This window comes from Kribbella sp. NPDC005582, from assembly GCF_040605415.1.
Lineage (GTDB): Bacteria > Actinomycetota > Actinomycetes > Propionibacteriales > Kribbellaceae > Kribbella.
In genome coordinates this window covers 82,456-107,933 of sequence record NZ_JBEXCU010000008.1, presented here as the reverse complement: position 1 = coordinate 107,933, position 25,478 = coordinate 82,456, and the positions used below count along the sequence as shown (strand labels likewise).

Annotated in this window: 21 protein-coding genes, 1 pseudogene and 1 riboswitch; of the genes and pseudogenes, 14 read left to right on the top strand and 8 right to left on the bottom strand. The window is 67.6% G+C overall.

The window, feature by feature from the left end; translation table 11 throughout:
- Positions 1 to 9 precede the first annotated feature (9 nt).
- Both ABZS29_RS34495 and ABZS29_RS34490 read left to right on the top strand, forming a co-directional pair.
- The gene (locus ABZS29_RS34495) at positions 10 to 531 is read left to right on the top strand and encodes a gamma carbonic anhydrase family protein (RefSeq protein ID WP_355468536.1); all 522 of its coding nucleotides are present in this window, start codon (positions 10 to 12) and stop codon (positions 529 to 531) included.
- Between the two features lie 170 nt (positions 532 to 701).
- Positions 702 to 1,064 carry a cupin domain-containing protein gene (locus ABZS29_RS34490; protein ID WP_355468534.1) on the top strand — a complete coding sequence of 121 codons (363 nt, stop codon included), beginning with the start codon at positions 702 to 704 and terminating at the stop codon, positions 1,062 to 1,064.
- 3 nt (positions 1,065 to 1,067) lie between these two features.
- On the opposite strand, the gene ABZS29_RS34485 is transcribed toward ABZS29_RS34490, so the two are convergent.
- The 4 genes and pseudogenes from ABZS29_RS34485 to ABZS29_RS34470 all read right to left on the bottom strand — a co-directional run bounded on the left by ABZS29_RS34485 (position 1,068) and on the right by ABZS29_RS34470 (position 6,830).
- Positions 1,068 to 1,874, bottom strand: a complete 807-nt coding sequence (locus ABZS29_RS34485) for an endonuclease/exonuclease/phosphatase family protein (protein ID WP_355468532.1) — start codon at positions 1,872 to 1,874, stop codon at positions 1,068 to 1,070.
- A gap of 46 nt (positions 1,875 to 1,920) precedes the next feature.
- Positions 1,921 to 3,267, bottom strand: a complete 1,347-nt coding sequence (locus ABZS29_RS34480) for an FAD-binding oxidoreductase (protein ID WP_355468530.1) — start codon at positions 3,265 to 3,267, stop codon at positions 1,921 to 1,923.
- Positions 3,268 to 3,317: 50 nt separating this feature from the next.
- Positions 3,318 to 3,740, bottom strand: a pseudogene (locus ABZS29_RS34475) (serine hydrolase domain-containing protein); the annotation flags it as partial.
- Between the two features lie 60 nt (positions 3,741 to 3,800).
- Positions 3,801 to 6,830: a PQQ-dependent sugar dehydrogenase gene (locus ABZS29_RS34470; protein WP_355468528.1), complete on the bottom strand. Its 3,030-nt coding sequence runs from the start codon at positions 6,828 to 6,830 to the stop codon at positions 3,801 to 3,803.
- 289 nt (positions 6,831 to 7,119) lie between these two features.
- Between ABZS29_RS34470 and ABZS29_RS34465 the strand changes: the two genes are divergently transcribed.
- The 3 genes from ABZS29_RS34465 (at position 7,120) to ABZS29_RS34455 (ending at position 10,319) form a co-directional block, all read left to right on the top strand.
- The gene (locus tag ABZS29_RS34465; protein ID WP_355468526.1) at positions 7,120 to 8,019 is read left to right on the top strand and encodes a GTP-binding protein LepA; all 900 of its coding nucleotides are present in this window, start codon (positions 7,120 to 7,122) and stop codon (positions 8,017 to 8,019) included.
- A gap of 139 nt (positions 8,020 to 8,158) precedes the next feature.
- A complete protein-coding gene (locus ABZS29_RS34460; RefSeq protein ID WP_355468524.1) occupies positions 8,159 to 9,442 on the top strand; it encodes an ABC transporter ATP-binding protein in 1,284 nt (427 codons plus the stop codon).
- A gap of 91 nt (positions 9,443 to 9,533) precedes the next feature.
- Positions 9,534 to 10,319: an NPP1 family protein gene (locus ABZS29_RS34455; RefSeq protein ID WP_355468522.1), complete on the top strand. Its 786-nt coding sequence runs from the start codon at positions 9,534 to 9,536 to the stop codon at positions 10,317 to 10,319.
- Between the two features lie 43 nt (positions 10,320 to 10,362).
- Here ABZS29_RS34455 and ABZS29_RS34450 read toward each other — a convergent pair whose 3' ends face one another.
- Positions 10,363 to 12,573 (bottom strand): carbohydrate-binding protein, encoded by a 2,211-nt coding sequence (locus ABZS29_RS34450; RefSeq protein ID WP_355468520.1) that lies wholly within the window; start codon positions 12,571 to 12,573, stop codon positions 10,363 to 10,365.
- A 119-nt stretch (positions 12,574 to 12,692) separates the two neighbouring features.
- Between ABZS29_RS34450 and ABZS29_RS34445 the strand changes: the two genes are divergently transcribed.
- Positions 12,693 to 13,262: a GNAT family N-acetyltransferase gene (locus tag ABZS29_RS34445; protein ID WP_355468518.1), complete on the top strand. Its 570-nt coding sequence runs from the start codon at positions 12,693 to 12,695 to the stop codon at positions 13,260 to 13,262.
- On the opposite strand, the gene ABZS29_RS34440 is transcribed toward ABZS29_RS34445, so the two are convergent.
- Positions 13,249 to 14,970, bottom strand: coding sequence for a BCCT family transporter (locus ABZS29_RS34440; protein WP_355468516.1), 1,722 nt, complete (start codon positions 14,968 to 14,970; stop codon positions 13,249 to 13,251). The two genes, ABZS29_RS34445 and ABZS29_RS34440, sit on opposite strands and share 14 nt — an antisense overlap.
- A 181-nt stretch (positions 14,971 to 15,151) precedes the next feature.
- Here ABZS29_RS34440 and ABZS29_RS34435 point away from each other — a divergent pair, with 181 nt between their 5' ends.
- The 5 genes from ABZS29_RS34435 (at position 15,152) to ABZS29_RS34415 (ending at position 19,264) form a co-directional block, all read left to right on the top strand.
- Positions 15,152 to 15,589, top strand: a complete 438-nt coding sequence (locus tag ABZS29_RS34435) for a VOC family protein (RefSeq protein WP_355468514.1) — start codon at positions 15,152 to 15,154, stop codon at positions 15,587 to 15,589.
- Positions 15,590 to 15,598: 9 nt separating this feature from the next.
- The gene (locus ABZS29_RS34430) at positions 15,599 to 15,979 is read left to right on the top strand and encodes a hypothetical protein (RefSeq protein WP_355468512.1); all 381 of its coding nucleotides are present in this window, start codon (positions 15,599 to 15,601) and stop codon (positions 15,977 to 15,979) included.
- Between the two features lie 174 nt (positions 15,980 to 16,153).
- On the top strand, positions 16,154 to 17,455 hold the full coding sequence (locus tag ABZS29_RS34425) for an MFS transporter (protein WP_355468510.1): 1,302 nt from the start codon (positions 16,154 to 16,156) through the stop codon (positions 17,453 to 17,455).
- 507 nt (positions 17,456 to 17,962) lie between these two features.
- The gene (locus ABZS29_RS34420) at positions 17,963 to 18,235 is read left to right on the top strand and encodes a hypothetical protein (protein WP_355468508.1); all 273 of its coding nucleotides are present in this window, start codon (positions 17,963 to 17,965) and stop codon (positions 18,233 to 18,235) included.
- Positions 18,236 to 18,253: 18 nt separating this feature from the next.
- The gene (locus tag ABZS29_RS34415; protein WP_355468507.1) at positions 18,254 to 19,264 is read left to right on the top strand and encodes a hypothetical protein; all 1,011 of its coding nucleotides are present in this window, start codon (positions 18,254 to 18,256) and stop codon (positions 19,262 to 19,264) included.
- A 13-nt stretch (positions 19,265 to 19,277) separates the two neighbouring features.
- Here ABZS29_RS34415 and ABZS29_RS34410 read toward each other — a convergent pair whose 3' ends face one another.
- Entirely contained in the window at positions 19,278 to 19,910 is a 633-nt protein-coding gene (locus ABZS29_RS34410) for a TetR/AcrR family transcriptional regulator (RefSeq protein ID WP_355468505.1), read from the bottom strand.
- Positions 19,911 to 19,982: 72 nt separating this feature from the next.
- Here ABZS29_RS34410 and ABZS29_RS34405 point away from each other — a divergent pair, with 72 nt between their 5' ends.
- Positions 19,983 to 21,191, top strand: coding sequence for a lipase family protein (locus ABZS29_RS34405; RefSeq protein ID WP_355468503.1), 1,209 nt, complete (start codon positions 19,983 to 19,985; stop codon positions 21,189 to 21,191).
- A gap of 11 nt (positions 21,192 to 21,202) precedes the next feature.
- Positions 21,203 to 23,020: an AMP-dependent synthetase/ligase gene (locus ABZS29_RS34400; RefSeq protein ID WP_355468501.1), complete on the top strand. Its 1,818-nt coding sequence runs from the start codon at positions 21,203 to 21,205 to the stop codon at positions 23,018 to 23,020.
- Here ABZS29_RS34400 and ABZS29_RS34395 read toward each other — a convergent pair.
- Positions 22,953 to 23,789 (bottom strand): helix-turn-helix transcriptional regulator, encoded by an 837-nt coding sequence (locus tag ABZS29_RS34395; RefSeq protein WP_355468499.1) that lies wholly within the window; start codon positions 23,787 to 23,789, stop codon positions 22,953 to 22,955. The two genes, ABZS29_RS34400 and ABZS29_RS34395, sit on opposite strands and share 68 nt — an antisense overlap.
- Before the next feature lie 51 nt (positions 23,790 to 23,840).
- On the opposite strand from ABZS29_RS34395, the gene ABZS29_RS34390 reads away from it, so the two are divergent.
- Complete coding sequence (locus ABZS29_RS34390; RefSeq protein WP_355468497.1) at positions 23,841 to 25,259, top strand: tannase/feruloyl esterase family alpha/beta hydrolase; 1,419 nt, start codon at positions 23,841 to 23,843, stop codon at positions 25,257 to 25,259.
- 86 nt (positions 25,260 to 25,345) lie between these two features.
- Positions 25,346 to 25,448, top strand: a riboswitch (guanidine-I (ykkC/yxkD leader).
- The last annotated feature ends 30 nt before the right edge of the window (positions 25,449 to 25,478 follow it).

Genomic DNA, 25,478 nt, shown 5'->3' with positions numbered 1-25,478 from the left:
GTGCACACCATGCCGATGTTCTCGTTCGAAGGTAAGAGCCCGACCGTGCACCCGGACGCCTGGATCGCGCCGACCGCCACGTTGGTGGGGGATGTCGTGATCGAGGCCGGCGTCTCGGTCTGGTACGGCGTGGTGATCCGCGCCGACCTGGGCACGATCACCATCCGGGCCGGGGCGAACATCCAGGACAACACCGTCATCCACGTCGGCCACAACGGCTGTGAGATCGGTCCGAACGTGACGGTCGGCCACCAGTGCCTCGTGCACGACTGCACCATCGGTGAGCAGGCGCTGATCGGCAACGGTGCGATCGTCCTGGACGGCGCCGTCGTCGGCGCGCGCACGCTGGTCGCGGCCGGTGCCACGGTGACCCCGGGGGTGGTGATCCCGCCGGAGTCGGTGGCGATGGGAAGCCCGGCGAAGAAGATCGTCCCGCTGGAAGGGACGGCGAAGCTCTTCGTCGATCACAACGCGGCGGTCTATCACGATCTCGCGCGACGGCACGCGGAGACCGTCGTTCGCGTCGACTGACGCTGTAGGAAGGGCCCCAGGGCGCGTAACCTCAGCGGCCCCGAGGCCCTTCATGGGCTGGCTGCTCAACCCGTCAAAACTCCGGTACCCAGGTGCTCCGATCGAATGCCCCCTATCGAACCTCGGCCGCGGTTACGGTGGCGGAACCACCGAGGGAAGAGGGGCTGAAAGTGACCGAGATCGCAAACACCGGAGCCTTCGTCATCGATCGCGCCGACGGCCGCGCGGACGGCGACGACTGGACCGAAAACTACACTGAGCTACCGGGTGGTGCCGGTGTGTCACTGATTCTCGAGGCCACCACCCAGGAAGGCGTCGGCCCGCGCCTGCACCTGCACCCGTACGCCGAGACCTTCATCATCCGGCGTGGTTCCGCGACCTTCACCGTCGCCGACCAGCAGCTGGTCGCCCACGCCGGCCAGATCCTCGTCGTACCGGCTGAGACCCCGCACAAGTTCCGCACCGGCCCCGGCGGTTACGAAGCGCTGCACATCCACGCCAACCCGACCTTCGAGACGACGTGGCTGGAGTAGCGATCAGCCCAAGGTGAAGGTGGCGCTGACCGGGTAGTGGTCGGAGGCGAACGTCGACGGAACCGCCGCGGCGGTCGCCTTCAGGCCGCTGCTGTGCAACACGTAGTCGATGCGACGGGTGGGCAGCGGCACCGAGCTGGTGTAGCCGAGGCCGATGCCGACCTCGGTCCAGGTGTCCTTCCAGCGCGCCGTGAGCGTCTTGATCTCGGTGGTCGTCGGTACGGCGTTCAGGTCGCCGACCAGGACGACCGGCTCGGCGGCGTTCCCCAGCAGGCCGACGATCGCGGTCGCCTGCTGCTGGCGCTCGGCCGCCGTCGCGTTGTTCAGATGCGTGTCGGCGAATCGAACCGGCGTACCGTCGACGTCGATCACGGCCTCCAGCAGGCCGCGCTGCTCCTCGTCGCCGACCTTCGGCAGCGGCGTGTTCCGCGAGTCGACGATCGGGTACTTCGACAGCACCGCCGTACCGTATTGGCGGCGCGGCTTGCCCGCCTCCGGCGGATCCCAGTCCAGGTTCGCCGCGAAGACGTAGTTCATGTTCAGCCGCGTCGCCAGCCAGGCCGCCTGGTCCACCCAGTTGCTGCGTGCGTCGAAGTTCCTGTCCACCTCCTGCAATCCGACGATCCCGGCACCCGAGGCCTCGATGGCCTTCGCGGTCCGCTCGAGATCGAGCTTCCCGTCGGTGCCGGCACCGTGGTGGATGTTGAACGTGAAGGTCTTCACTGTCGTGGCGGCCTGTGCCGTCGTCACAGGCACCACGAGCAGGAGAGACCCAGCCAGAGCGGAAACGATTCCAGAGATTTTGCGCACGACCAGCAGTATTCAGCTCGCACGGTTCACCTCTCGTCGTCGAAGGTCATTCCGCCGAGGGTAGTTGCTGCGGGGGCACGTTGTGGTTGCCGCGGAACAGGTTGCCGGGGTCGTAGTCGTGCTTGAGGGCGGCGAGCCGGTGGTAGGTCTGCGCGGGATAGACGGCCGCGACATCGGCCTCGGTGGCTGACGCGAGGAAGTTCGCGTAGGCGCCGGTGCTGTGCGGAGCGAGCCGTTCCCACAGCGCGTCCAGGCCGAAGCGCGCCGCCGCGATCACCGGCGGCGGTCCGATCGTCGTGGTGACGAACATCAACTCCGCCTGCCGATACGGGTACGCCGTCGCATCGGCAGCGACCCGCGCCACCGCGCCGCCGACACTCCGTACGGAGATGATCGGCGACCCTGCCGTCGTACCGGTCTCCGCCAGGATCCGGAGCACCTCGGACACAGACTCCTTCTCCGCAAAGGCACTGCGGGTCACGAGCTGGATCCCGGGTGGCGGCGTCTGACCTTCTACCAGGACACCGGCGTACGGCATCAGCGCGACGTCATCGGCGATCACCGTGCCGAGGCTGCGGATCGGATCGATCGCCGCGGCCGCCGCTGCTGCGTCGTCGCCATCGAAGGTGAGCTGGATTTCGACCGGTGCGTTCGGCCCACCCAGGAACGGGTTGGCGAAGTTGGCGATCGCCGTGAGCTCCGCCGGTGCGGTCCGGAGATACTCCGCCCAGCCCTGCAGCACCTCCAGCGCCTCGGTCGCCGGGAAGGCGAGCTTGCCGTGGAAGACCTGCGTCGTCTCGTGGGCAGCGAACTCGAACGCCGTCACGACACCGAAGTTGCCGCCACCGCCACGCAGTCCCCAGAACAGCTCCGGGTGCTCATCGGCGGACGTTTGAAGGACGTCGCTATCGGCAGTCACGACCTCCGCGGCCACCAGTTGGTCCAGCGCCAGACCGTACTTCCGAACCTTCCAGCCGATCCCGCCGCTCAGCGTCAGCCCACCGACGCCAACACTGCGGGTGTCGCCCGACGAGATCGCCAGCCCGTGCGGCGCCAGCGCATCAGCAACCTGACCCCAGGTGGCCCCGCCACCGATCCGTACGCGCCCCGCCTCGAGCAGCTCCACGTCAGCGAGCTCGCTCAAATCCAGTACGACGCCGCCGTCGTTCGTCCCGAAACCCGCGAACGCGTGCCCGCCACCCCGCACTGCCAAGGGCAACCCGGTGTCCGCGGCGAAGCGCACGACCGCCTGGACGTCCGCCACGCTCTGCGGCCGCAACACACCGGCCGGTTTCCCCACCCGGAACGGGGTCTTGCCGGCCGCGTCGTACTCAGCCGCGCCGGCCTCCACAATCTCGCCACCGAACCCATGCCGAAGCTCATCGAATGTCATGCCCACGTGACGCCGCCGCGCCGCCGCGTGTGACAGTCTCGCGCTGTGACTCAGGTCACAGTGAGTCCTTGAGTGCGGCGACCGAACCGCAGTGCGCCGTTCATCGTGACGATCCGGGTGAGCAGGTGCTCCGGCGGCGGCATCGGCGGTCGCCCTCGCGCCTCGGTCAGCCGGGCCAACGCGCCCAACTCCGAAGCAGGCAAGCCGATCCGGGCCGGCAGCCCGAGCCGCTCGCCGATCGCCTGCCGGAAGTACGCCCCCGGCAGCAGCCCAGTCAGCCGCCGGATCGCCTCACCGGCCACGAAACCGAACACATGACCGTGGTACTCGTACGCTGTCGCCGGCTCCCAGAGCGGCTTCTGCTCCTCGATCGCCGTGATCACCGGCGTCCAGGCCGCGATCTCCTCGAACGACAACGTCTTGTCCAGCACCGGAATCCCGGCCCGGTGCCCCAGCACCATCCGGAGCGTGACTGACTCTTTGCCCTAAGCAACAAACTCCGGACGGGGCGAACGACCGGGCGGACGACTGGTTTACGGCATGAGGAACTTCTGTGCGGTGCCGGCTGTGCAGGAGTTGATCAACAGTTTGGTGCGGTCAGCACTTTGACCGTTGGCCGGTTCCAGGCAGAGCCCGGAGCGAACGTTGAGCAAGGTGCCGTCGGCTCGTGGCGTCCACTTCTGGCCGGGACTGCTGTCGCAGGTCCAGAGGACGGCAGGCGTGCCGGCCGCCGTACCGCGGGCGTCCAGGCATTTGCCGAGTGACGACCGGATCATGCCAGTGTCGAGCACCAGCCACCGCTGGGCCGTGGTCCCGTTGCAGGTGTAGAGCTGGACCGTCGTACCGTCGGCGGTCTTGGAGCCGTCGACGTCGGCGCACTTGCCGGCCAGGCCGGTCACGTCGCCCTCGTCGGTGTAGACGCCCATCTCCCACAGCCCGTTGTAGCTGCCGGCCACACCTCGGCCGGTGATGTTGATCTGCACGAAGCGAGCTCGGCTCGAGGTGAAGCCGAGGCTGTCGACGTAACCGTCGCCGGTTGTCGTCGAGTAGACCTTGCGCCAGGTGCGGCCGCTCTCCAGCACCTGGATCTGGTACGACTTCGCGTACGACGTCGACAGCCAGCTGAGCAGCACCCGGTTGACGACCTGGACTCGCCCGAGGTCGATCCGCAGCCACTGTGGATCGCTGCGAGCACTCGACCAGAACGTCGTCGTGTTGCCGTCTACCGCGAGCGATCCGGGCCGATTGCCGTAGACCGACGAGGTCGTGACCGGACGCTTCAAGGCCAGGTTCCGCTTCGGCACGTACGTCGCCGTGTAGCTGGCCGGCGTCTCGGGCGCGGAGAAGTTGTGGTTCCGGGCGCCGCTGTCGGACCAGGACGCGAACTTGTACAGACCGGGCCCGACCAGCTGCACCGGCTCCGCGGAGACCGAACCGCTGGAGCCGGTGATGGTGGTCTCGGTCGCCGGCGCCTTCAGCTTCTTGTCCAGATAGGTGACCTGGAGTCCGGAAGGCTCGGTCGCGAAGCTGAGCTTGGTCGTCTTCGGATCCAGCCGGACGCTCTTCACATCCGTCAGACTGCCGGCGTCCTTCGCCGTGAGTCGCAACTCCAGGTACGACGGGTATTCGTGATCCGGCGCGGCGAACGAGCCGCTCGAGCCGGTCATCGACGTGATTTGGTGCTCATGGCAATCACTGGGGCAGTGGTGCATGATCAGCGACCAGGTCAGCGCGGAACCAGGCAGGGAACCCTGCTCCGCGTCACTGGCCGATCCGGAGAACGAGATCGTGTCGCCGACCTTCCAGGTCGTGGCCGGTCCGGGGGATGTGATCGAGGCGGTCGGTGCGGTGTTGCCGACGTTGATCTGAGTCGAGGTCGTCGCTGTCCCGCCGTTGCCGTCGCTCACCTTCAGCCGAACCGTGATCGGACCGCTCGCGTAGCTGCGCTGAACGGTGGCGGCGGTGGAGTCGTCGTACTGGCCGTCGCCGTCCAGATCCCAGGCGTAGGTGAGCGCATCGTTGTCGGCATCGCTGGACGCGGTGCCGTCGAAGGCCACTTGGAGCGGCGCGTTGCCACTCGTCTTGTCGGCCTGGATCACCGCGGTCGGCGGATTGTTCGTGGCGCTGTAGACGTAACGCTTGATCGCGCCGTTGTCGTAGTCGACCGTGAACAGGTCGCCGGCGGGGCCCGTGACGAGCCGGGTGGATCCGTACCCCGAGGCGAACTGGACGATCTTGGCCGGATCCGGAAGACCGTTGGTGCCCTTGAGCATCGCCCAGACGCAGCGGCGGCTGTAGTCGCTGAAGAACAGTGCGCCGTCGTACTCGGCCGGATAGTTGCCTCCGGCATAGAACGTGAGTCCGGACAACGACGAGCTGCCGACCGAGCAGGTCTCGTCCGGTGTGACGTGGGCCGAGTGGTTGTACGCGTAGTACGGCGCGGAGACGGCGGCCGGGCCGGCGGCGTACAGGCTCTCGCAGATGTTCAGGTTCGCGGCGTCGAAGGCGTTGAGCTTGTTCGGCCCTTCGTAACAAGGCCAGCCGAAGTTCGCGACGCCCGCGGTCGGGACGACGATCCGGTTGATCTCCTCCCAGGTCGCGTAGCCGACGTCGCCGGCCCAGAGCTCGTTGGTCCCGGGCCGGAAGGTGAACCGCATCGGGTTGCGCAGGCCTTCGGCGACGATGCGGCGAGCGTTCAAGTCGGGGCTGGACGCGAGCGGGTTGCCCGGTGCGGCCTGGCCTGTGTCGGGGTCGATCCGGATGATCGAGCCGTCCAGCGTCACCGGGTCACCCGAGGTGCGCAGGTCCTGTGCGCGCAGCGAACCGCCCTCGGCCGTCGGCGGGGTCAGGGTGGCACCGACCGGTGCGGGGCCGTCGCCGCAGGCGTTGTCCGGGGTCGCATCCGAAGCAGGGAAGCCGTCCTGGCCGTAGTCGGCATAGGTGAAGCTCGCGCCGTCACCGCCACCGGCGTACAGCTTGCCGTCCGGTCCGAACTCGATCGTGCCGATCGAGTGGCTCGGGAAGACCTGGCACCAGTCCTCGACCAGCACCTGCTCGGAGACCGTCGATCCGGTCTGGGTGAGCACTGCCAGCCGGGCGCTCACCTGACAGCCGTCGCTGGTCGGACCGGGCGGGGACGGACACGGGTCGTCGGTCGCGTCCGCCGTACCCCACTTGGGTGCCTGGCCGCCGATCAGGGCGTCGTGGGTGTACAGGACGTAGATCCGCGGGTCGGCCGGGAAGCCGGGATGCAGGGCCAGACCGAGCAGGCCGCGGTCCCAGAAGTTGTGCACCTCGGTTCGGAGATCGGCGTAGGTACTCGGCGTCGGGTCGTCGAGGGAATCGAAGACCTTGATCAGCCCGCTCTTCTCCGAGACGAAGACCCGGCCGTCGGGCGAGAACGCCACGTTGGTCGGGTTGCTCAGTCCGCTGAAGACGGTCTGTTCGGTGAAACCACTCGGCGCGGCCACGGCACGCGCCGACTCTGTCGCCACCAGCGGAACCAGCAGTGACACACAGATCACAGCCAGCGCCCGCCGCAGCGCATCGGCGGAAAAACGCATCGACACTTCCCCCAGTGCACACTCGATCCCCACGCCCCCGTGAGCTTGGTCAGGATGCGGGGTCAGGACCGAGCAGCGCAAGGGCTCTTGGTGCAGCGTTGGCAGACCGGAACCTGCTTTCCGCGGAAAACAGCCATCCGGGCGGCTTTCGGCGTCGAAGGGTGTCTGTCCGAGGGAGCCGGTACGCTGAAGGTTCACCGACCAGTAGCTATGGTCCGAAGGGGTGGGGATCCGTCGTGGTGACAGGCCGGGGCAAGGGAAGTTGCGGCTGGCAAGAGGTCTGCGGCCGATGAGCGCCGCGGAGACGTCGCGGGTCCGCTACCGGCGGCCGCGCAAGGCCGAGTCGATCGAGGCACGGCTGCTCGAGCACGTCCAACGGCTCGGCGAGGAGCATCCGCCGATCCCGCTGGACAGCGCCGACTTCACGATGAAGCGACCAGACCTGTTGGCCAGCAGGTTCGGTGGTGTCGTGGCTTACATGACCCGGGTCGAGCTGGAGGTCGAGCGCAACGTCCTCGAGCTGAATCTGCTGCTGCCGGATCCGCCGCCGGTCGACAAGCTCTTCTACGCCGAGGTCTGGTCGCCGCAAGAGATCCACCACGGGCTGCTGCTGGACAAGCTGCAGTCGCTGGCCGGCCTGCCTGGCTCACCGCCGAACGTCGACAAGATCTCCTTCCAGCTGCGGTTCCTCGGCGCGCTCGCCAAGCTGCCGTCGATCCAGGACATCAGCCGGATGCTCTACTACCTGACCGGGGTGGCGACCGAGCAGTCCGCGATCCTGGCCTACAACCTGCTGCACAAGGGCCTGCTGGATCTCGACGAGCGTGCGGTCGCGTCGACGATCATCGCGCCGATCCGCCGTCAGGAGCCGGGCCACTTCGCGTACTACAAGATCGCGGCCCGCGGCCTGTGGAGCGAAATGGCGCCCTGGCAGAAGTGGCTGGTCCGGATGCTGCGCAAGCAGTCCTTCGAAGTCGTCGGTGCGTACAACAAGCGCCAGCGCGGTGAGTTCGGCGGCGTGATGGAGGCGCTCGGCATCACCACCGACGGCGACGAGGGCATCCGGAAGTACGCGCAGCAGATCGGCCGGGTCGAGCGCGACCTGCTCTGGGCGCAGAAGCAGGGGCTGCGCTTCCCCGGCTACGTCCTGGACGCCCTGCGGAACGCGGTCCGGCTGCACCGCCGCTGATTTCTTCTACGGACTGTTTCGGCTCCGTTGCGTAGCGGAGTGGTCGCGGTGAATCGCTTGCTTTGCCCTGGACAGCGGGTGGAGGCTCGGCTATACGTTAGGCCCCCGTTAAGCTGCCGCCCCTCCTGGGAGTTCGTCGATGAGTTCGATCCGCCTCGAGGAGATCACCAAGTCGTACGACGGGGAACACCTTGCCGTGAGCAAGTTTTCGCTGAACGTCGCCGACGGTGAGTTCATGGTGCTGCTCGGCCCGTCGGGCTGCGGAAAATCGACCGTGCTGCGGATGATGGCCGGCCTCGAGGAGATCACCGCCGGCAGCCTGTACTTCGACGAGGTGTTCGCGAACCGGATCTCGGCCCGGGAGCGCGGTGTCGCGATGGTCTTCCAGAGCGGCGCGCTCTACCCGAACCGGACGGTCCGCGGGAACATCACCTTCCCGCTCCAGATGGCCGGCGAAAAACCCGAGGAAGCCAACGAAAAGGCGCACCAGCTGGCCGGGGTGCTCGGTATCCAGCAGACGCTGGACCGGCTGCCCCAGACACTGTCCGGCGGTCAGCGGCAGCGGGTCGCGATCGGGCGCGCGATCGTCCGGTCGCCGTCGGCGTTCCTGATGGACGAACCGCTGTCGAACCTGGACGCGGCGATGCGCACCGAGCTCCGCCAGGAGATCGGCGCGATGACGCGCGACATGGGCATCACGACGGTCTACGTCACCCACGACCAGGTCGAGGCGCTGACGCTGGCCGACCGGATCGCGGTCATGCGCGACGGCCGGCTGGAGGACGTCGGCACGCCGGCCGAGGTCTTCGACGACCCGGCGACCGCGTTCGTGGCCGGCTTCCTCGGCACGCCGCGGATCAACCTGCTCTCCAGCTCGGTCCGGGCCGACGGCGGCCGGGTCAGCCTGGTGCTCGGCGGCGGCCAGGCGCTCCACCTCGACCCGGACGATCGCCGTACGACGTTGCTGCTGCGGCGGGGTGGTGAGGAGATCATCATCGGCATCCGCAGTGATGCCCTCACACTCGATGGCGAAGCCCAGCCCAACCGCGTCTCCGGCAAGCTGCGCACGCTGGAGTACCACGGCCACCAGTGGATCGCGTACGTCGAGACCGGGATCGACATGGTCAACCCCGACCTGATCGGCCGCCACAGACCTGAGCGGCTCTCGCACCATTCGCGCCGCTCGATCTGGCGCCGGGCCGCCCGCGCCACCAAGCGCTCGGGCATCCTCCATCGCAAGGAGCTCAGCCGCCGGGCGATGCCCGAGACCTCGACGCCCACGCACCGCCGGGCCGATCTCGTGGTCGAGCTGCACTCCAGTACGCCGCACGTCCCCGGCGACCAGGTCAGCTTCGCCGTCGACATGAGCCGCGTGTACCTCTTCGACCGGCACGGCCAGCGCATCGACCGCGTCGCCCGCTGAACACCAATTATTCATCGTGTGAAGTATGTACTGACCTGGGGTTGATCTGTCACGCTTCGACAGCGTTGTCTTCCCGCCCCGAAGGAGCAACATGACAGATCAGTCCCGCCTGCGCCGACGACTCACCGGTGTGGTGATCGGTACGGCGACCCTCCTCGTAGCCACCGCCGCGATGGCCTACGCCGCACCACCACCGAGCCTGCCGCAGAACGCCAACGGGTACGAGCAGTCGTTCTCGCCGGCCTACGACTACGACACCGACGGCTGCTACGCCGTACCGGCGATCGGCGCGGACGGAACGCTGAACGCCGGGCTCAACACCACCGGCGCGGTCAACGGCAGCTGCCACGACCAGTCGGACCTCGACAACTCCCAGACCTACTCGCGCTCGAAGTGCAACAACGGCTGGTGTGCGGTGGTCTACGCCAGCTACTTCGAGAAGGACCAGGCGGTCGCCGGCAGCGGTCTCGGTGGTCACCGGCACGACTTCGAGCACGTCATCTCGTGGATCAACCAGGCCAGCAACCAGGTCGAGTTCGTCACCACGACCCAGCACTCCAGCCAGGTCACCTACCCGCGGTCGCAGGTGCGGTTCGACGGCTCGCACCCGACGGTCGTCTACCACAAAGACGGCGCCAGCACGCACTTCTTCCGGCTGGCCAACAGCAACGACGAGCCGCCGGAGAACCACTACCACAACTGGCGTTACCCGCCGCTCGTCGGTTTCGACGGCTGGCCGAGCACCAGCCTGCGGGACACGCTGATGAACGCCGACTTCGGTTCGGCGACGATCAAGGTCACCGACAAGGACGACCGCTTCCGCTACCTGCTCAACGTCTCCAAGCCGAGCGGCATCCCGTTCGACGCCTACGCGTGAAAGTGAGGTGGGGAGGAGCCCCGCCGGCTCCTCCCCACCTCCGTCATTCGGTCAGCTTCAAGTAGTCGAGGTTGAAGCCGCCGCTCTCACAGAAGACCGTGAGCTTCTGGTCGCCGGCCGGCAGCGTCACCTGCGTGCTGATCGACTGGTACGTCGCCCAGCCGCCGGTGGCGGGCACCGAGACCTTCGCCAGTACGGCGCCCGATGCGTCCCGGATCGAGATCGCGTCCGGGGCGACCGCGCCGGTGCCGTTCGCCACTCGCAGTTCGAGGTTGTAGGTGGCCGCCTTGGTCAGATCGACGCGGTACTGCAGCCACTTGCCGGTGTCGGTCCAGCCGATGTTCTTGCCGCCGCTGGCCGACGGGTTCGACTCGACGAAGTTGGCGCCGCCCTCCGTCCAGCCGCTCTGCGCGACGTACGACTCCGCCTCGATGTTCTGGCCGACCGGCGTACCGTGCGGGCGGACGGTGACGTTGATCGTCGTCTCGTCGTGCGCTGCGCCGTCGGTGACGCGGACCTTTACGGTCTGGGTACCCGCGACGGTCGGACGAAGAGTGAGCAGACCGGTCTGCGCGTCCAGGCTCACTCCGGCCGGCAGCTCGGTGGCGTAGTACGCGAGCTTGTCCCGATCCCGGTCGGTCGCAGTGAGCTGGACCTGGGTGGCGCCGTACTGGTCGGCGATCACATCCGGTACGTCGTTCAGTACGGGCGCGTGGTTGCCATGCGGCGACGGGACATCGCCGTGCCAGCGGTACGTCGCGAACGACTTGGCCGGGACAGTAACGGTGAACGTCTTGCCCGCCAGCGAAACGCGGACCTGACTCGACGTGGGGTTGGCGTTGCCGATGATCGCGACGAAGTTGTCGCCGCGGTCTTTGAAGACGACGTTGCTGATGCCGTTGACCGTCGTACTGGATTCGACGCGGGTGTGCTCGGGACCGAGGTACTTGGCGAATTGGCCCATCGCGTAGAGCTCGTCCCGGACGGTGAAGGTGCGGGTGGTGGTGTCGACCTTGACCAGCCGGTTCGGCCACTTGGTGGTGCGGCCGACCTCATCCCAGTCGAGGTTGTTGTCCCGCGCCGGCGTCCAGTGCAGCGTGCCGCCGTCCTGGTCGGTCGTCTGCGCCCACATCACGTACGACGACGCGTCCAGCCGGAAGTAGTTCAGGATCGTGGCCGGGTTGAGGTCACTGGTCTCGGTCATATGCACCGGCTTGCCGGTCTGCTCGTACGCGTCCCGCATCACCGTCGGGTCGCCCCAGTACGGGTGGAACGCGATCGCGTCCGCGGCGGCCTTGGTCTTCGGGTCGTTGAAGATCCGGTAGTAGTTCTTGGTCTCGGTGCTGTTCGGATCGCGCCAGTCCCAGAAGTTGAAGTCGTGCACGTAGAGCTCGGTCCGCAGCCCGGCCCGCCGTACCTCACGCTTGATCGCGACCGCGAGCTTCTGCTGCTGCTCGACGCTGATGTCCATCGCCGGGTAGACGACGTCGATCCCGGGCTCGTTGAGCAGCGTCAGCGCGTCGACCGTGATGCCCTGTTTGGCGAACGCCTGGACGTACTTCACGTAGTACTGCGCGAAGACGTCGATGCAGTCGTCGCGGAGCTTGCCCACCTGGTAGTACGACGTGGTGCTGCCGGGCTTGAGTGCGACCTCGCCGGTGAACCGGTTGTTGGTCTTCATCCAGGCCGGCGCACTCCACGCGGAGGCGAAGAACGTCGCCTTCGGGTTGTAGCGCCGGATCAGCTTGGCCGTGTCGACGATGTGCGCGTCCAGGTCACGCTTGATCGAGAAGTACTTCAGTCCGAAGTCCTCGGTGACGCCCGGCGGGAGTTCGTCGTACGACCAGAACGGCAGGTGCTCGATCAGGTCCGGGCTGCCGATCGTCAGCCGGAACCGGTCGAACCCGGCGCCGTTCTTCGGGTCGACGAGCAGCCGGATCGCCCGGTCCCGCTCGGCCGGCGTGAGCTTCCACAGGTTCGAAACGCTCGTCTCGTCGAGCGAGAACCCGACCCCGCTGTACTTCTGCCGCAACGTGCTCGGGTCGACCACCACGGTCGCGTCCGGCGTCGTACCGCGGTCGTTCCCGACGTACGCCGACGGCAACGGCTGCCACGTCTGCGCGGACCCACTCGAGTAGGTCCCACTCACCACAGCCCCACGCTCAGGCCGCCCCGCGCTGGCCGGCGTCGAGGCCGTCAACAACCCGGCCCCCAACGCCGCCACCGTCACCGCCACACCGACAGTTCGCCTCACAAATTCCTCCACCAGTCCCGGAAAGCGCTTACTAGCGCCGCCGACCCTACGCGCTGGAATGCGCATGCACAGCCCCTCGCCGGTTCCGGAACTAAGTCGGACGTGGTCATACTGACCAGGTGAGTGAGTTCGGCGTGCGGGCGTTGGATGCTGAGACGTGGCCGGCGTTCGCGGCGCTGGTGGAGGCGAACAACGGGGTGTGGGGTGGGTGCTGGTGTGTGGGCTTCCATCTGAAGCTGAAGGGGCGCACCGCGGCGGAGAATCGGGCTGAGAAGGAGCGGCGGGTCCACGACGGGACCACGCACAACGCACTCGTCTTCGATGGCGACGAGTGCGTCGGGTGGTGCCAGTTCGGTTCGCCGGAGGAACTGCCTGAGATCAAGAGCAAGCGCCTGTACGACAAAGGGCTGACGACACTCCCGGACTGGCGGATCACCTGCTTCTTCACGGGCAAAGGTCACCGCGGCCAGGGTGTTGCGAATGCCGCGCTCGGCGGCGCGCTGGCTCAGATCGCCGAGTACGGCGGTGGCGTCGTCGAGGGGTATCCGGAAGAAACCGACGACCGTAAGGTCGCCGGCTCCTTCCTGCACACCGGCCCGATGGCCGCGTTCGAACTGCACGGCTTCGAGCGCACCCGGTCGATCGCACCGCACCGCTGGGTGGTGACCCGGACGGTCAGTCCTTCCTGATCGGATCCTCGCCGTTTCCAGTGACGACCAGCGAGAAGTCGTCGCCATGGGCGCTGACGCCTTCGATGACAGCGGCCTCCACCGCCTCCGTCCCGATCGCCCTGCGAAGCATGAGCGGGTCGGTGCGGAGATCCTTCGCCAGCGCCACCGCCAGACCGACCATGACCAGCGCGAACGGCAGAGCCGCGACAATCGTGAGATTCTGCAGTCCCTGCAGGGCTTTCGCGCCACCACCGCCGACCAGCAGCATCACGGCCGCGACCCCACCGGTGAGAACACCCCAGAAGACGACGATCGACTTGCGGGGCTCGATCGCACCGCGCTGGGACAGCGTGCCCATCACGATCGAGGCCGCGTCCGCGCCGGAGACGAAGAAGATCGCGACCAGGACGACGACCAGGATCGTGGTCACCGACGCCAGCGGGTAGTGATCGAGCAGGCCGAAGAGCTGACCCTCGGTGGTCGACTGACCGGCGATGTCGACGCCGTGCCGCTGGGTGTCGATCGCCGCGCCGCCGAAGATGCAGAACCAGACCAGGCTGACCATCGACGGAACCAGCAGCACACCGGTGACGAACTGCCGGATCGTCCGGCCGCGGCTGATCCGTGCGATGAACATCCCGACGAACGGTGTCCAGGAGATCCACCACGCCCAGTAGAAGACCGTCCAGCTGGACAGCCAGGCGGCCATCGTGTCGCCGCCGCTGGCCTCGGTCCGCGCCGCCATGTCGGCGATGTCCCGCAGGTAGTCACCGATCGCGGTCGGCACCAGGTTGAGGATCAGTACGGTCGGTCCGACGACGAAGACGAACGCGGCGAGCACCACCGCCAGCACCATGTTGATGTTCGACAACCATTGGATGCCCTTGGCAACACCCGACACCGCCGATGCCACGAACGCAGCAGTCAGTACGGCGATCACTCCGACCAGGACCGCGTTCCCGGTCTTGTCGAGCCAGCCGAGGATCCGCACCCCCGAACCGATCTGCAGCGCACCGAGCCCGAGCGAGGCAGCCGAGCCGAACAGCGTCGCGAAGATCGCCAGACCGTCGATCACCTTGCCGATCGGGCCTTCGGTCCGCTTGCCGAGCAGCGGCGCGAAGGCCGAGCTGATCAGCTGCGAGCGGCCGCGCCGAAAGGTGCCGTAGGCAATGGCAATTCCGACGACCGCGTAGATCGCCCACGGATGCAACGTCCAGTGGAACAGCGTGGTGGCCATCGCCGTCTGCAGTGCCGCGTCGGTACCGGCCTCGACCGTGCCCGGCGGCGGCGCCATGAAGTGCGACAGCGGCTCGCTCACCCCGTAGAACATCAAGCCGATTCCCATGCCGGCGCTGAACATCATCGCCACCCAGGACACGGTCTTGAACTCGGGCTCCTCGTCGTCCGCGCCGAGCGGGATCCGCCCGTACCGGCCGGCTGCGAGCCACAACACGTAGACGACGAATCCCGAGGCGAGCAGCACGAACAGCCAGCCGGTGTTGGTCTCGACCCACGTCAGTGCCGAGGTGGACGCCGTACCGAGACTGGTCGCGCCGACGAAACCCCAGACCACGAAGGCCAGCGCGATCGCGGCCGTGACGCCGAACACGACCCGATCGGTACCCGAACCGGTACTTCGGCTGCCGGGCGGTGGCGCCGTCGCGAGCGCAGGATGCTCGGTTGCGTGGTCGGATTGTCCTTGCTGGCTGTCGATGTCGATCGCCACAGCTGAATCACGCCTCGCTTCGGGCGCGCCTCCACTTTTCACTAGGGAACTGTCGTTCGGGCCAATGGTCTGCCGTCCGACCATTCCGGAGATCGGGGAGAAAAGCAACTATCGTGGCCCGGGCCACACCCCAAGGACTTACCCTGGTGCGAAGGATCGCGGACCCGGGGACGCTGGATCCATGCCTACCAACACTTCTGAACTCGGCGACTTCGCGCAGCGGATCGAGGTTCTGATCCTCCCGGTCTCCGACGTCGACCGTTCCCGCGACTTCTACGTCCGCCTCGGCTGGCGGCTCGACGTCACCCCGCCCGGCGTCGTACAGCTGACTCCGCCCGGTTCGGCGACCTCGGTCCAGTTCGGCCCCGAAGGGTTCACGCCCGCCGCGCCCGGCTCGGCCACCGCCTACCTGGTCGTCGCCGACATCGTCACCGCGCGCGAGGCGCTGGTCGCCGCCGGCGTCGAGGTCACCGACTACTTCCACGCCACCCCCGACGGCATGGCCCCCGGCCTCGACCCCGCTCGCGCCACCTACAGAACTCGAGCCACCTTCACCGACCCCGACGGCAACACGTGGATCCTGCAAGAAATCGCTACCCGCCTCCCCGGTCGCGAGTAGCCTGGAGATGTGCTCAGCGGCGAGGTTGAGGTCGGTACGACGTACTTGGTCGAGGTCCCGCACGTGCTGGAAGGGGACCAGCGGCTGACGTTCGGCGCGCTGCGTGGGGCGACTTTTCCGCTGACGGTGACGGCGGTGGAGGAGACGACGGCCGAGGGCGTGCGGTCGGTGCTGAGTCCGACGACCGCGGTCCGGCTGACGGCTGATCAGTGCCTGGAGCTCGGGTTGCCGGACGGCGATTACGAGATCATCGGGAACCTGCGGACGGCGGACGGTACGCCGATCGTGCTGCCGCGGGTGCAGACGCTGACGGTGCCGGTGGCGTGGCTGGTGCCGTTCACCGACGAGCGCCCGCACGGGCACTGGGACGCCACCGGCTCGCTCTGGTAAACCCCGCGCCGAGACTCCGGCTCCGATGTTAGGTTCGGTGCGTGCCCAAGACAGACACGGTGCGCCGTCGCTGAGAGCGACGGCGCATAGCACCCAGACTTCGCCGTCGCTCCTGGCTATCCGTCAGGAGCGCCCTCGTGGCGCTCGGAATCTGCTGACTCCGGAGCGCAAACCGTGTTTCACCTGTCTGTCCGTCATCGGCGGCGTGTTCTCGTCGCCAACCTCATCTCGACCTCGGTCTTCCCGCTGGCCATCACGGGTTCGACCGCCGTCGTACCGGCCGCGACCGCGGAACTGCCCGGGGCCGACGCCCTCGGCCCCTGGATCGTCGTCGGCTACAACGGCCTCTTCGCCGCCGCCCTGCTGCTGGCCGGCGTGCTGGCCGATCGCACCTCCCGCACGAAGTTCTTTGCTCTAGGCAACATCGTGGTCGCCGTCTCCGGCGTGCTCTCAGCGCTGGTGCCGGATCTCGACACGCTGGTGGCACTCCGCGTGCTGGCCGGTGTCGGTGCAGCCATGTGTGCGGCCGGTGGATCGGCGATGGTGCTGGCCGTCTACCCGCCTGAAGAACGGCACCGCGTCTACGGATACGTCGGCGCCGTACTGGGCACGAGTCTCGCGCTCGGTCCCTTCGCCGCTCAGGGCCTGATGGCCGTCGGCGGCTGGCCGATGGTGTTCGTCGTACCAGCTGCTGTCGCGGGGATCGCGGTTCTGACCTCCATCGGTCTGCCGAGCCTGCGCACCACGAACCTTCCGCGGGAATTCGATCTCGCCGGTGCGATCATCTTCGGTCTCACGATCGCGGCCGCCGTGACCGCGTTCGGCTTCGCGTTACCCGTGTGGGCGACGGTTGGGCTGCTGGTCGGTACGGCGGCTGGCATCATGGTGCTCGTGCGGGTCGAGCGCCGTACGGCGGATCCGGCGATCCCGCTCGACCTGCTGCGCATCCCGGCGTACCGGGCTTATGCGTTGGGGACGGGTGCCTTCATGGGCATCCTGGTCGTCGGCCTGACCGCCCTGCCGCAGCTCGGTGCGCATCTGGGTGCCGGCCAGGTCGGTCTGCTGCTCAGCCTGCTCACGATCCCCTCAACCCTTCTCCCGCTGCTCGCCGCCCGGATCGCCCGCCGCTGGGCAGCAACCCTGGTGACACTCGCCCTGGTCATCTGCGCTGGTACGGCGTTCGCCCTCCAACTCACCAGCGCGCCGATCGCGCTGTTCCTCGGCGCCGCCGTACTGGGTGTCTGCCTCGGACTCACCGAAGGCGTCCCCGACGGCCAGGCCTTGAAGCACGTCCCGTCCCACCGAGGCGGCGCCGGCGCGGCGCTCTTCAGTACGACCCGCATGACCGTCGAAACCCTCACCCTCGCTGCCGCCACCGGAGCCGCCACCCTCTTCACCCCCGCCACCGCCCTCGCCGTCCCCGGCGTGGTCTGCCTAGCCGCCGCCGCAACCCTCCACCACGCCCGCCCCCGCTAACCCCCGCCCCACAACCCCGGACTTCCGGCTCTTCTGTCAGATCGGTGGGTCAGTTCCAGCCGGCCGTGTATCGACGGCCGACGTGGATCCACTGCGAGTACCGTGCCGTCGGAAGCCGCTTACCAACACCCCAGACCTCACAGTCGCCGACCAAGTCCCCCCACTCGCACAGTGGCTTCGGTGGGGGTGCGCGGTGGCTTCGGTCGGCGCGCACCACGGTCATCCGGTGTCGAGTGGAAGGAGAGTGTCGCTGGTAATCGATATCCGGCGACACACTGCTTCCACTCGGAGGCCTGCTTCCCGCACTCGGCCGAGCAGGCACGAGGTGAGGTGTCGAGACGGCATGCGCTGGCTGACTGCACCCTCCGGACAGACCCACGGATAGGTCAGAAGAGCCGGATATCCGGTCGTATTGCCTCTTATCGGGCCGTATACGACGGGGAGAAGGGGCAACACCGGGGGATATCCGGTCGCGTGGTCGGGGTGGGGTGCTTAGGGTGCCTGGTCATGGAGAACGAGGCAGCCAAGGAGCTCGTACGGCGGGGGTACGACGCGCTGTCGGCGCAGTACGACGAGGCGTTCGGCGGCGAGACGAAGTACGGCGACTGGCTGGCGACTCTGCTGACCCAACTCCCCGCCCACGCCCAGGTCCCGGTCGTGGATCGAGGCTGCCGGGCTGACGATCGATCGGGAGGAGTTCGTCGCGGAGGGCGACAGCGGGCACACGCTGATCTGGGCGCGGCGGCTCTGACCTCGCTAGCCTGGGACTCGAACAACTGACTGCGAGGGGTGCCGCCCATGCCCAGAGCTCTTGCTGTTCTGCTTGTCGTCGTACTGGCCGCGTTGAGCGCTGGCTCGGCCGAGGCCGCGACGACCGCCGCCTCCGATCCAGCTCGGGCGGAGTTACGCGCGATCGTCGAGAACGTCGTGGGCGCCACCGGGAAGCGCTACAACGTCAAGGACGACGCCGGTCATGTGATGGACACGGTGAAGATCATCCAGGACTCGACCGGCGGCTACCTGGCCGTCTCGCACCACCTCGCCGCTGACGGTCACTTCCGGGTGAACCTTGCGACCTCGACCGATCTGCTCAACTGGCACTGGGTTCGCGAGTTGGCCGGCAGCAATACCGGCCCAGCTTCGCAGCCGACGATCGTGCAAGCGTCGAACGGCGGTTTCGTGCTCGCCTGGGAACAGGAACAGCCCGGCGGTGGCAACAACCACCTCGCCTTCCGGTACTTCGCCAACCGTGCGGATCTCCTGGCAGGCAAGGTGAATCGCGCCTTCGACGCCCCGCGCCGCCTGTCCTCCTGCGCCGAAGGTACGCCGAACATCTACAGCGTCACGCTCGCACCCGACATCGACCACTCGACGATCGACGTCGGCGGCCACTACTGGTGGAACTGCGACCGCGACCGCCAGCAACGCGGCACCCTGAAGAACTTCACCTCCTGGTCCACCACAGCCCAACCGAACGTCGACAATGCCTTGCTCTACTGGGGTGTCGGCGGCAACATCGGCGACCGCGACCAAACCACCTTCCGCGGCTACAACTTCGCCCTCATCGAAGGCCAATACACCAAAGGCGACTTCGGCTCCTGGCGCACCTTCCTCTACGACTACCAAACCGGCAACGCCGACCGCACCACCATCCACACCACCGCCGGCAGCACAGCCTTCGCCAACCCCACCATCACCACCCTCAAAACCCCCACCGGCCAAAACGCCGTGCTCATAACCCTCTTCATCCCCAGCGAAGGCGCCGCCCCCGGCGAGTCCGGCCAACTCCTCTACTACCAGACCTACTGACCGATCCGAGCAGTCATGCTCGGCGGGTGATTGAGGCGTGGATGAGGGCCTTGGCTTCGGCGGCTATGTCGGGAGCGGGGTAGCGGGCGGCGTGGGTTTGCCATTCCCGGAGCAGGCCGGTGATGGCGCCGACGATCATGATGGCGGTCAGGCGGAAGTCGCGGCGGGGCGCGAGACCGGCGTCGGCGGCGCGGTCGGCTTCGTGTTCGATCAGGTCGCTCCAGCGTTCGACCCACTCGACGTGCAGGGCTTCGACGGCGGGGCTGACGCCGACGGCCTCGACGTAGTTCAGGCGGGCCAGGCGCGGGTCGGCGGTGACGGCGGTCAGGTAGACGTCGATGAGGACGTCGATCCGGGCGGCCGGGTCGGCGGTCTCCAGGGTGGTGAGGGTCTGGCTGACGCGGTCGTGTGCGAGCTGATTCGTCTTGGCGTACAGCTCGAGGAGTAGCGCTTCCTTGGTCTCGAACTCTTGGTAGAAGCCGCGGTTCGACATCCCGGCCGCCGCGCAGAGCTCGGTGATCTTCGTCTGCTGATAGCCGGTCGACGTGAACAGCTCGAGCCCCGCCGCCAGCAGCCGCGCACGCCGTTCCTCGCGACGCCGAGTCAGCGGCACGCCCCCATAACTCCGCTCAGTCGCCCCAGCCATTGTCACAGCCTATCCCGGCCCCTATATTCGGGTAATCCTCGTTACCACTCTCCCGCCCCCGGAGGTCCCATCATGTTCCGCAGACTCGTCACCGGGCTCGCCGTCGCCGGCTTGTCCTGTGCGGTCGTCGTACCGGCCTCGGCCGACGACCGCCCGCCGACTCCCCAGAACGACCCCTTCTACACAGCGCCGTCCCCGCTCCCGAAGGTCGCCGCCGGTGACGTCCTCAGGACCCGCAAGGTCGACCTGTACGTCGACATCCTCCGGCTGTTTCCCGTCCCCACCCGCGCGGACCAGGTGCTTTACCGCTCCACGTCAGCCACCGGTACGCCGAACGCCGTCTCAGGCACCGTGATCACCCCACTCACCACCTGGCCGGGCCCGGGCAAACGCCCGGTCGTCGCCTACGCGATGGGCACGCAGGGCCTCGGGGACCAGTGCGCGCCGTCGTACCAGATCCGGACCGGCACCGAGGTCGAGGTTGCCTTCATCGCGCAGGCGATCACCAAGGGCTGGGCGGTCGCGCTGACCGACTACGAAGGACTCGGTACGCCGGGAACCCATACCTACGCGACCGCGAAGTCCGAGGGTCGTGCGCTCCTGGACGTAGCCCGCGCAGCAACGCGCCTCCCCGCGGCCGGGCTCGACCCCGCGGCACCGATCGGTATCTTCGGCTACTCCCAAGGCGGGCAGGCCGCAGCCGCGGCGGCCGAGCAGGCCGCGTCCTACGCGCCTGAACTCAAGATCGCCGGTACGGCGACCGGCGGCGTACCGGGCGATCTCGACCTGGTTGCTGCGAGCAACGATGGCGGCATCGGATTCGGCCTGGTGGCCGCTGCCGCGTCGGGCCTGGCGACGGCGTACCCGGAGGTGCCGCTGGATGACGTGCTGACCGCAGAAGGCAAGCAGTTGTTCGCGAAGATCAAACAGTCCTGTGTCGCCGAGATCGCCTTGCTCGCACCGGGTCGCAGGCTGAACGACTTCACCACGGTTCCCAATGTGATCAAGGATCCGCGCTGGCAGCGCCGGCTCGACGAGAACCTGCTCGGCAACGTCAAACCTTCCGCGCCGGTCTACCTCTACCACGGCACGGTCGACGAACTCATCCCGTACCAGGGCGCGCTCCAACTCAAGAACCGTTACTGCGCAGCCGGTGCGACCCTCGAATGGCACGCGATCCCGCTCGGCGGTCACGTCGCCACCGTCTCCCTCTGGGGCACCAACGCGTTGAACTGGCTGGGCGCCCGCTTCCAGAACCGTCCCGCGACCACCTCCTGCTGACGGGCAACGCCATGACTCACGCCACCGTCCTCGACCTGGTACGCCGGAACGCGGCCGAGCACGGTGACGTGATGGCGATCGTCGACGGCGACCGGCAGCTGACCTGGGCCGAGTACGAGCGTGAAGCCCAAGTGATCGCACTCGTCCTGCTGGACCTGGGAATCGAACCCGGTGATGTCGTCGGCCTCCAGCTGGTGAACCGGGCCGAACACGTCCTAGCCGATGTCGGTGCCATGCTCGCCGGCGCGACACCGTCGTCGTACTACAACACCCTCGCCGCCGAGCAGCTCGCCTACGTGGCAGCCGACTCGGCGTGCAAGGTCTGCATCATCGACAGCGAGTTTCTCCAGACCTGGCTGGCGATCCGGGACAAGCTGCCCGACCTCCGCGCACTAGTTGTGATCGGCCCAGCGCCCACCGGAGTGCTGTCGTTCAACGCGCTGACAGCGGCCGCCCGCACCGAACTGCCGAACCGGATCGCCGAGGTCCACCGAGCGACCGCCAAGGTGCAACCGGACGACCCGGCCACGATCATCTACACCTCCGGTACGACGGGTCCACCGAAAGGCACCCTCGTCACTCACGCCGGCATCTGCACAGTGCTGGACGGCATCCTCACCCGTGTGGACGAGGACCTTGGCGCGATCCCGGAACCCGGACGCTCACAGGTCTCATACCTCCCACTCGCCCACCTGGCCGAGCGGATGATCACCCACTACCTCGGTACGGCACTCGCCTCCACAGTCACGTACGTCCGCGACCTCCGCACGCTCGCCGCCGAACTACCCGTCATCCAGCCGCAGGTGTTCCTCGCCGTCCCACGTGTCTGGGAGAAGCTGCTCGGCGCCGTCACCGAGCGAGCCGTCACCGAACGCTCAGCAGTACGCCGCGCGCTGATCCGGCGCGCGATAGTCGTCGCCCGCGAGATCGGCCGGGCCCGGTTCGGCACTGGGGCCGGCCCGGGCCTGCGGCTGCAGCACGCAATCTTGGAGCGGCTCGTCTACTGGCAGATCAGGCGAGCGCTTGGGCTCGATCACCTGATGGTCGCGGTCAGCGGCGCGGCGCCGATCGCGCCGGAGGTGCTGGTGCTCTTCCGCGGCCTCGGCGTGACAATCGTCGAGGCTTATGGGATGACGGAAACCTCCGCCGTCCTGACGCTCAACTCTCTGCGTGAACCACGGCTCGGCACGGTCGGTCGTGCACTGCCCGGAGTCGAGCTGCGCCTGGCCGACGACGGTGAACTGCTGGCGCGCGGCCGGATCATCTCGCCCGGCTACCTGAACCGGCCGGACGCGACCGCCGACACCTTCGTCGACGGCTGGCTGCACACCGGCGATCTCGGCCGGATAGATGCCGACGGCTACCTTTCGATCGTGGGCCGCAAGAAGGAGCTGATCATCAACGCGGCCGGGAAGAACATCTCCGCCGCCAACGTCGAGCAGGCGCTGTCGTCCGCCTCTGATCTGATCGGTTCCGTCTACGTCCACGGCGACAACCGCCCGTACTTGGTTGCCCTGATCACCCTTGATCCGGCATGGCAGCAGTGGTGCACGGCGCGAAACATCGAGGCTGTCGCGACGCATCCCGCCGTACGGGCTGAGATCGAGCGCGCGGTGCGTGCGGGAAACGAGCGGCTCTCGCGGGTCGAACAGGTGAAACGCTGGACCCTGTTGGAGGTTCCGTGGGGTCCGGAGAGCGGCGAGCTCACGCCGACGTTGAAGCTCAAGCGATCCGTGGTGGGTGAGAAGTACGCCGACTCCCTCAACAGCCTGTACGCCGAAGAAGAGCGAGGAGCTTCTTCTCGTCCTCGCTCCCAGGATCGGCGGTGAAGATGGCGAGGAACTGCGACCGATCCGCGTCGACGACGTAGTCGCTGTTCAGCTCCAGCCAACCGGCCGTCGGATGGTCGAGATGCAGCCGAGGCCACGATCGCTCGAACACCGGATGTTCGGCCCACACCGCTTCGAACTCGGGACTCTGGCTACGCAACGCATCAACCAGTACGGCGGCCTGCGGATCGGAGGTGGCATGAGTGGCAAGCACCTCCGCGACGATCGCCCGGGAGATCCGGTCGTGATCCCGTTCTGCATAGAGCGCCCGCTCCGACGCGCACGTGAACCACCGGTACGCCCAGTAGCGCTCGAGCCCTTCGAACATGGACTGGTCGCCGAAGACCGCCACCGACAGCTCGTTCTGCTGCAGCGTTTCGCCCAGGTGGCTACAGATCTGAGCAGGTGTGTTCTCCAGTTGCTGCATGACGCGCAGCAGGTGCTGAGCAGGTCGGTCGTGCAGGTGCCGCGGCGGATTCGGGTAGCCGGCCAACCGGAAGAGGTGGTTGCGCTCGTCATCGGTCAGCCGCAGCGCATCGGCGAGCGCGGTCAGAATCGGTTCCGACGGACGAGGACCGCGCTGCTGCTCGATCCGGCTGTAGTAGTCGGCGGAGACCCCGGCCAGCTCCGCGACCTCCTCGCGGCGCAGCCCGTCGGAGCGGCGACGCGGCGCCCGCGGCAGACCGACGTCCTCCGGCTGCAGCTGGGCCCGGCGCGACCGCAGGAAGTCCGCGAGCATCGCCCGATTGAGTCCTGTGCCTTGGATCACAGGACAAAGTATCCCTGGTTGCCGCTGAGCGCTGTTGGTTCGGTAGGCATCATGAAACGACTCCTGACCCTGGTGGCGGCGGCCGTCGTCCCGCTCGCCGCGCTGGTCCCGCTGCCGAGCAGTTCGGCCGCCGAGCCCAGCAACTGTTCCACCCTTTCCGTCAAGGCGCCGCAGGGCGCCCACGTCGACTCCGTGACGGCGGTCGATCAGCCCGGTGGCACGGTCACCTTCCCGCCCAACCCGCCGTTCCCGAACGACCCGGTCGCCGGCGTACCGGCGTACTGCGAGGTCACCGTCCAGCTCAGCCACCCGGGCGCGGACGATCACGTCAAGACCGTGGTCTGGCTTCCCAAGACCGGTTGGAACGGACGCTTCCAGGCGCTCGGCGGCAGCGGCTACTGGGCCGGCGAGTTCGGCGCACCGTGGGCGAACGCCGTCAAGGCCGGGTACGCCGTCGCCGCGACCGACGCGGGTGTCGGTCCGTCGCCGTTCACCGCGGACAACTGGGCGCTCAAGGACGGCAAGGTGAACCAGGGCCTGCTGACGAACTTCGCCTCCCGGTCATTGCACGATCTCGCCGAGGTCGGCAAGGCCGTCACCCAGCAGTACTACGGCCGCGCGGCGTCGTACTCGTACTGGAACGGCTGCTCCACCGGCGGTCGCCAGGGGTACGTCGAGGCGCAGCGGCACCCGGACGACTTCGACGGCATCCTCGCCGCCTCGCCCGCGATCAACTGGGACCGCTGGACGGTGGCCGCGATCTGGCCGGCCGTGGTGATGAACCAGGAACACACCTACCCGACGAAGTGTGAGTTCGACGAGTTCGCGAAGGCCGCGATCCAGGCGTGTGGGATCGATGCGCCGCAGGACTGCCGGTGGGCGCCTGAGCACCTGATCGGCAAGACCATCCTGTGCGAGGGCAAGCCGGTGAAGATCACGGCCGCCGATGCGCGCGTCGTACGGAAGATCTGGGACGGTCCGCGTGGGCTTTGGTACGGCCTCACCCGCGGTACGTCGTTCGACGGGCTGGCGGTGACCGATGGGCAGCACGCGGTGCCGTTCGTCGTACCGGACAGCTGGGTTCGCAACTTCCTCAAGCTCGATCCGAGCTTCGACACCAGCAAGCTCACCTATGCCCAGTACTACAAGCTGTTCCGGCAGTCGCACGCGCAGTACGACAAGGTGATCGGCAGCGACAACCCCGACCTGTCCGGCTTCCGGCGCTCGGGCGGCAAGCTGCTCTCCTGGCACGGTCTCGCGGACAGCCTCATCCCGGCCCAGGGCACGGTCGACTACCACAAGCGGGTCGAGCGCAGGCTGGGTGACGTGGACGACTTCTACCGGCTCTTCCTGGTTCCGGGCGCCGGTCACTGCGGTGGCGGGCCGGCCCCGACCGATCCGCTCGGTGCGCTGGTGAAGTGGGTCGAGCAGGGCAAAGCTCCCAGCACTCTCTCCGATCTCAGCAGTTGATGAGAGAAGTCGTTTACCTGGTTGCAACAACTGAAGAGTGCTGCTGAAACCGTAGGGTCCTGAACTGGAACAGACCCGCCGGGACGGCGGGGCGCCCCTAGGGTTCCGCCGCCGATTCCGGTGGGTCTGGTCCGAGAGGGGAGACGGCGCTTCGGCGCCGTTCCACGGCGGGACAAAAGCCCGGGAGGCCGCGAGGCCCGGGCATGCCGTGTGCGTTCC

Excerpts from the sequence above, each read along its gene's own strand:
- ABZS29_RS34495 (WP_355468536.1), top strand. The coding sequence starts at position 10 with ATGCCGATGTTCTCGTTCGAAGGTAAGAGCCCGACCGTGCACCCGGAC.
- ABZS29_RS34480 (WP_355468530.1), bottom strand. The coding sequence starts at position 3,267 with ATGACATTCGATGAGCTTCGGCATGGGTTCGGTGGCGAGATTGTGGAG.
- ABZS29_RS34470 (WP_355468528.1), bottom strand. The coding sequence starts at position 6,830 with ATGCGTTTTTCCGCCGATGCGCTGCGGCGGGCGCTGGCTGTGATCTGT.
- ABZS29_RS34465 (WP_355468526.1), top strand. The coding sequence starts at position 7,120 with ATGAGCGCCGCGGAGACGTCGCGGGTCCGCTACCGGCGGCCGCGCAAG.
- ABZS29_RS34460 (WP_355468524.1), top strand. The coding sequence starts at position 8,159 with ATGAGTTCGATCCGCCTCGAGGAGATCACCAAGTCGTACGACGGGGAA.
- ABZS29_RS34455 (WP_355468522.1), top strand. The coding sequence starts at position 9,534 with ATGACAGATCAGTCCCGCCTGCGCCGACGACTCACCGGTGTGGTGATC.
- ABZS29_RS34435 (WP_355468514.1), top strand. The coding sequence starts at position 15,152 with ATGCCTACCAACACTTCTGAACTCGGCGACTTCGCGCAGCGGATCGAG.
- ABZS29_RS34420 (WP_355468508.1), top strand. The coding sequence starts at position 17,963 with ATGGAGAACGAGGCAGCCAAGGAGCTCGTACGGCGGGGGTACGACGCG.
- ABZS29_RS34415 (WP_355468507.1), top strand. The coding sequence starts at position 18,254 with ATGCCCAGAGCTCTTGCTGTTCTGCTTGTCGTCGTACTGGCCGCGTTG.
- ABZS29_RS34410 (WP_355468505.1), bottom strand. The coding sequence starts at position 19,910 with ATGGCTGGGGCGACTGAGCGGAGTTATGGGGGCGTGCCGCTGACTCGG.
- ABZS29_RS34405 (WP_355468503.1), top strand. The coding sequence starts at position 19,983 with ATGTTCCGCAGACTCGTCACCGGGCTCGCCGTCGCCGGCTTGTCCTGT.
- ABZS29_RS34400 (WP_355468501.1), top strand. The coding sequence starts at position 21,203 with ATGACTCACGCCACCGTCCTCGACCTGGTACGCCGGAACGCGGCCGAG.
- ABZS29_RS34390 (WP_355468497.1), top strand. The coding sequence starts at position 23,841 with ATGAAACGACTCCTGACCCTGGTGGCGGCGGCCGTCGTCCCGCTCGCC.